This is a genomic window from Streptomyces sparsus (assembly GCF_054776295.1).
Genome location: NZ_BAAHCA010000302.1, coordinates 1 through 5,146, shown reverse-complemented (window position 1 = coordinate 5,146; position 5,146 = coordinate 1). Strand labels below are relative to the sequence as shown.

4 protein-coding genes are annotated in these 5,146 nt (G+C 71.1%); 1 reads left to right on the top strand and 3 read right to left on the bottom strand.

The genetic code is table 11. The annotated features are described in order from the left end of the window. The 3 genes from ACYVE9_RS14875 to uvrB form a co-directional block, all read right to left on the bottom strand. A partial coding sequence (locus ACYVE9_RS14875) for a TerD family protein (RefSeq protein ID WP_461028321.1) occupies window positions 1-578 on the bottom strand: 578 nt, incomplete at its 3' end. Between the two features lie 312 nt (window positions 579-890). Further along, entirely contained in the window at window positions 891-1,469 is a 579-nt protein-coding gene (locus ACYVE9_RS14870) for a TerD family protein (protein ID WP_461028320.1), read from the bottom strand. 132 nt (window positions 1,470-1,601) lie between these two features. Next, a complete protein-coding gene (gene uvrB, locus ACYVE9_RS14865) occupies window positions 1,602-3,728 on the bottom strand; it encodes an excinuclease ABC subunit UvrB (RefSeq protein WP_461028319.1) in 2,127 nt (708 codons plus the stop codon). A gap of 456 nt (window positions 3,729-4,184) precedes the next feature. On the opposite strand from uvrB, the gene ACYVE9_RS14860 reads away from it, so the two are divergent. Next, on the top strand, window positions 4,185-5,054 hold the full coding sequence (locus ACYVE9_RS14860; RefSeq protein WP_461028318.1) for a glycerophosphodiester phosphodiesterase: 870 nt from the start codon (window positions 4,185-4,187) through the stop codon (window positions 5,052-5,054). The last annotated feature ends 92 nt before the right edge of the window (window positions 5,055-5,146 follow it).

The following is a 5,146-nucleotide window of genomic DNA, read 5'->3' as shown; positions in this document are numbered from 1 at the left end:
GGCGGTGGCGCGGGCACCGACCGGGCCTGGCCGCCGGCAACCGCCTGCTCGATGCGTGCGGCGACCTGCTGGGCCTGCTCGACGCCCTGGTCGGCCAGCAGGGCGGCCAGGCCGCCGGCGTATCCCTGGCCGACGGCCCGCACCTTCCAGATGTCGTTGCGGCGGTACAGCTCGACGGCGACCACGGCGGACTCCGTGTCCAGGCCGATCACCGTGTAGTTCGCGATCTCCGCGCCGTCGAGTGAGGTGACCGCCACGAAGGGAGCGGCCGACGCTCCGAAGGAGACCGGGCCGCCCACGCCGGACGGCAGCGCCAGCAGCACGTGCACCTGGTGGACCTCCGGGGGCAGCGCCTCCAGGTCCACGGCCAGGCGGTGGTCGGCAACCGCCTGCCGGGACGCCTCCAGGCCCGGCAGCACGGGTGAGGCCGGATGCGCCAGCCATTCGGCGCTGCGGCTGCGTCCGTGCTCGTCGGCGAGTGCCGCTCCGGCCACCACGGGGTGCCCGGCGGAAACCCGGATCTCCAGTCGGGGCCCGGGCAGGGGGTGGTTCTGCCCGCGGACCAACTCGGCCGTCATCGCTGCGCCCTCTCGGTCGGTTCGGTCACTCGCCCGGCTCGGCGGAGCCCGGTGGCTGGATCTTGTGCTCGGAGGCGCCCGGAGGCGCGGGTCCCAGTGGCCCGGGAGGCCCGCCCCGCCGGGTGAGGGGTGTGGGACGTGGGGGCCGCACGGGGTCCGGCACCGCGGCGTCGCTCCCGGGCGGCTTCCGACCCCGGGGAGGCGGCTGGCGGTTCCGGCGGGCCGGCTTGCGGGTGCGCGCACGGCGGATGGCCCGGCGCAGTGGACGCCGGGCCATCCGTCGCGATCGCCGTACGGGTGTGGGGCCGAGGGTTACAGGTGCGGCACGATGGTCGGCATGAGGTCCTGGAAGGTGCGGCCGTTGGCGGGGGCTCCGATGGCCGTCATCGACCAGCCGTTGCCCTGCCGGTGGACCTTGGCCATGATCTGCGCGGTGTACTGACCGCCGCCCGCGAGGGTGTAGCGGGCCAGTTCCACGCCGTTGGTCTCGTCGACCAGCCGGCAGAAGGCGTTCTCCACCTCGGCGAAGGTCTGGCCGGTGAAGGAGTTCACGGTGAAGACGATCTGGTCGATGTGGACCGGGACCCGCTGGAGGTCCACCAGCACGGACTCGTCGTCACCGCCCTGGCCGGCGCCGCCGACCAGGTTGTCCCCGGTGTGCTCCACCGAGCCGTCGTCGCTGGTGAGGTGCTGGAAGAACACCACGTCGACGGGCTGCTTGTCGGCGAACAGCACCGCCGAGGCGTCGAGGTCGATCTCCTTGGTGCGCTTGCCGAAGAGACCGCGACGTGGCGCCGCCTGCCAGCCGAGCCCCATCCGCACCGCGGTCAGGGACCCTCCGTCATCCTTCTGCAGACTGATCGCCTGTCCTTTGGACAAGTTGACCGACACGTGCGTTCCCCTCTCGACTTCCACGCCACCGCCCTCACCGGCGGCTCCCCGCACCCTACGCACTGCCGACCGGGGCCTGTCGGCGCGCCCCGGATTTGTGGCGTTCCTGCAACACACCCGGGGCGCCGGCTCCTACTTGAGCCCCGCCTCCCTCATCTGGCGCAGTTCCTTCTTCAGCTCACCGACCTCGTCGCGCAGGCGGGCGGCCACCTCGAACTGCAACTCGCCGGCGGCGGTGCGCATCCGGGTGGTCATCTCCTCGATGAGCTCGGCGAGTTCCGCGGCCGGCCGGTCGGTCGGTACCGCGTCCGCCTTCTTCTTCCGTTCGGCCGCTCTGCCGCCGAGCGCGGGCACCGGGGCCTTGCCCTTGCGTTCGCCGTCCGGGGTGCGGCGGTAGCCGCTGCCGAGCAACTGCTCGGTGTCGACCTCCTCGCGGGCGATGGTGGCGACGATGTCGCCGATGTGCTTGCGCAGCGGCTGCGGGTCGATGCCGCGTTCCTCGTTGTAGGCGACCTGCTTGACGCGCCGCCGGTTGGTCTCGTCGATGGCCCGGGCCATCGACGGGGTGATCCGGTCGGCGTACATGTGCACCTGGCCTGACACGTTTCGCGCGGCGCGGCCGATGGTCTGGATCAGCGAGGTACCGGAGCGCAGGAAGCCCTCCTTGTCGGCGTCGAGGATCGCGACGAGGGAGACCTCCGGCAGGTCGAGGCCCTCGCGCAGCAGGTTGATGCCGACCAGCACGTCGTACTCGCCGGCGCGCAGCTCACGCAGCAGCTCCACCCGGCGCAGGGTGTCGACGTCGCTGTGCAGGTAGCGGACCTGGATGCCCAGTTCCAGGAAGTAGTCGGTGAGGTCCTCGGCCATCTTCTTGGTGAGGGTGGTGACGAGGACCCGCTCGTCCTTCTCGGTGCGCGTCCGGATCTCGTGCACCAGGTCGTCGATCTGGCCCTCCGTCGGCTTGACCACCACCTCGGGGTCGACCAGGCCGGTCGGGCGGATGATCTGCTCGACGACGCCGTCGGAACGGGAGAGCTCGTAGGCGCCCGGGGTGGCCGACAGGTAGACCGTCTGCCCCGTCCGTTCCAGGAACTCCTCCCACTTCAGCGGCCGGTTGTCCATCGCGGAGGGCAGCCGGAAGCCGTGGTCGACGAGGGTGCGCTTGCGGGAGGCGTCCCCCTCGTACATGGCGCCGATCTGCGGCACGGTGACGTGGGACTCGTCGATGACCAGCAGGAAGTCCTCGGGAAAGTAGTCGATGAGGGTGTGCGGCGGGGAGCCGGGCTCGCGGCCGTCGATGTGCAGCGAGTAGTTCTCGATGCCCGAGCAGGTGCCGATCTGCTGCATCATCTCGAGGTCGTAGGTGGTGCGCATGCGCAGCCGCTGTGCTTCCAGCAGCTTGCCCTGCTTCTCCATCCTCTCCAGCGTCTGCTGGAGTTCCGTCTCGATGGCGGCGACGGCGCGGTGCATGCGCTCCTCGCCCGCCACGTAGTGGGTGGCGGGGAAGATGTGGACGAAGGTGTCGTCGGAGATGACCTCGCCGGTGAGCGGGTGCAGCGTGGAGAGCGCCTCGATCTCGTCCCCGAACATCTCGATGCGGACCGCCAGCTCCTCGTACACGGGGAAGAGCTCGATGGTGTCACCGCGGACCCGGAAGGTGCCGCGGGTGAACGCGACGTCGTTGCGGGTGTACTGGTTCCCCACGAAGCGGCGCAGCAGCGCGTCCCGGTCGATCTCCTGGCCGACCTTCAGCGACACCATGCGGTCGACGTACTCCTGCGGGGTGCCGAGGCCGTAGATGCAAGAGACCGAGGCGACAACGACCACGTCACGACGGGTGAGCAGGGAGTTGGTGGCGCTGTGGCGGAGCCGCTCGACCTCCTCGTTCACCGAGGAGTCCTTCTCGATGTACGTGTCGGACTGCGGAACATACGCCTCAGGCTGGTAGTAATCGTAATACGAAACGAAGTATTCGACGGCGTTGTTCGGGAGCAGTTCCCGGAACTCGTTCGCCAGCTGAGCAGCGAGGGTCTTGTTCGGAGCCATGACGAGAGTCGGACGTTGGAGCTTCTCGATCATCCACGCGGTGGTCGCCGACTTGCCGGTGCCGGTGGCGCCGAGCAGGACGACGTCCTGCTCGCCCGCCTCGATACGCCGGGCGAGGTCGGCGATAGCCGTGGGCTGGTCGCCGCTGGGCTGGTAGGGGCTGACGACCTCGAAGGGCGCCACCGTGCGTTCGATATCGGAAACAGGCCGCATGACCCCACCGTACGGCGCACCACCGACATTGTTCGGCTCCCGGCCACCGTCCGCCCGCCCGCCCTTCCCATGAACGTACGGAACGGCGGGCATCACCACTGCACGGTGCCGCGGACGCCCCGCTCTCGTTGCACCCGTCGATGCCCCTTCCAACCCTCGCCCGCTCCCCCGCGCCGCCTCCCGTCCGTCCCCACGCTCCCGGCCCACATCCCCTGAGACCCCGGCGCCCACCGGCGGCTGAGCCACCTTCCGCGCTCCCGGCAGCGGCCGGGCCCGACCGCACAGGTTCCACCCGCCCGGCTCCTCCCCCCTCACCTCTGCTCCGTCCGGTTCCGCGCGCACCACAGCGCTCACGCACCGTGCCGAACCGCCCACACCCCGTCCCCACCCGCTGCCCGGCGCTCCCGCCCCGCCCGATCACGACCCGCCTACGTTCCGCAGACGTGAGGAGTCCCCGTGTCCCTACGCTCCGCCACCGTGCTGGTCGGCGCACTCCTGAGTTGTGCCGGCCTCGTCCTCGGCGCCCCGTCGACGCACGCGGCCGTCGACGCGCTCCCGCTGACCGTCGCCCACCGCGGCGCCTCCGCGTACGCTCCGGAGAACACCCTCGCCGCAGCCGACCGGGCCCGGCAGCTGGACTTCGACTGGGTCGAGGCCGACGTGCAGCGCACCGCGGACGACCGCCTGGTGATCGTGCACGACGAGACGCTGGACCGCACGACCGACGCCGAGCAGGTGTTCCCCGACCGGGACCCGTGGCGGGTGGCGGACTTCACCGCCGCCGAGATCGCCCGGTTGGACGCCGGCAGCTGGTTCGACCCCGACTACGCGGGCGAGCGGGTCCCGACCCTGGCCTCCTTCCTCTCCCGCGTCGACCACAACGACCAGCGGCTGCTGCTGGAGATCAAGAAGCCGGAGCTGTACCCGGGCATCGAGCGGGACGTCCTGAAGCAGTTGGCCGACTCCGGCTGGCTGGACCGCCGCCATGTGCGCGACAGGCTGATCGTGCAGAGCTTCGACGCCGAGTCCGTACGAACGGTGCACGAGCTCGACCCGGCGGTGAAGACGGGCTTCCTGGGCACCCCTGACCCGTCGGAGCTCTCCTCCTACGCGGACTTCGCCGACCAGATCAATCCGCGCCACACCACGGTCACCCCCGAGTACGTGGCGGCGGTGCAGTCGCTGCGCGGACCGCGGGGCAGTGCGCTGGAGGTGTTCACCTGGACCGTGGACGACGGCGAGACCGCCGTCCGACTGGCACGCATGGGCGTGGACGGCATCATCTCCAACCGGCCGGACGTGGTCCGCGACGCTCTCCGGAGCTGATCACCGGTGGTGTCCCCGCCGCCCTGCCGTCCCGGCGGCCGAACGGTGGTCGGCGGGTGCCGGCAGGTGCCGGCGGGCCGGGCGCGGCGGCC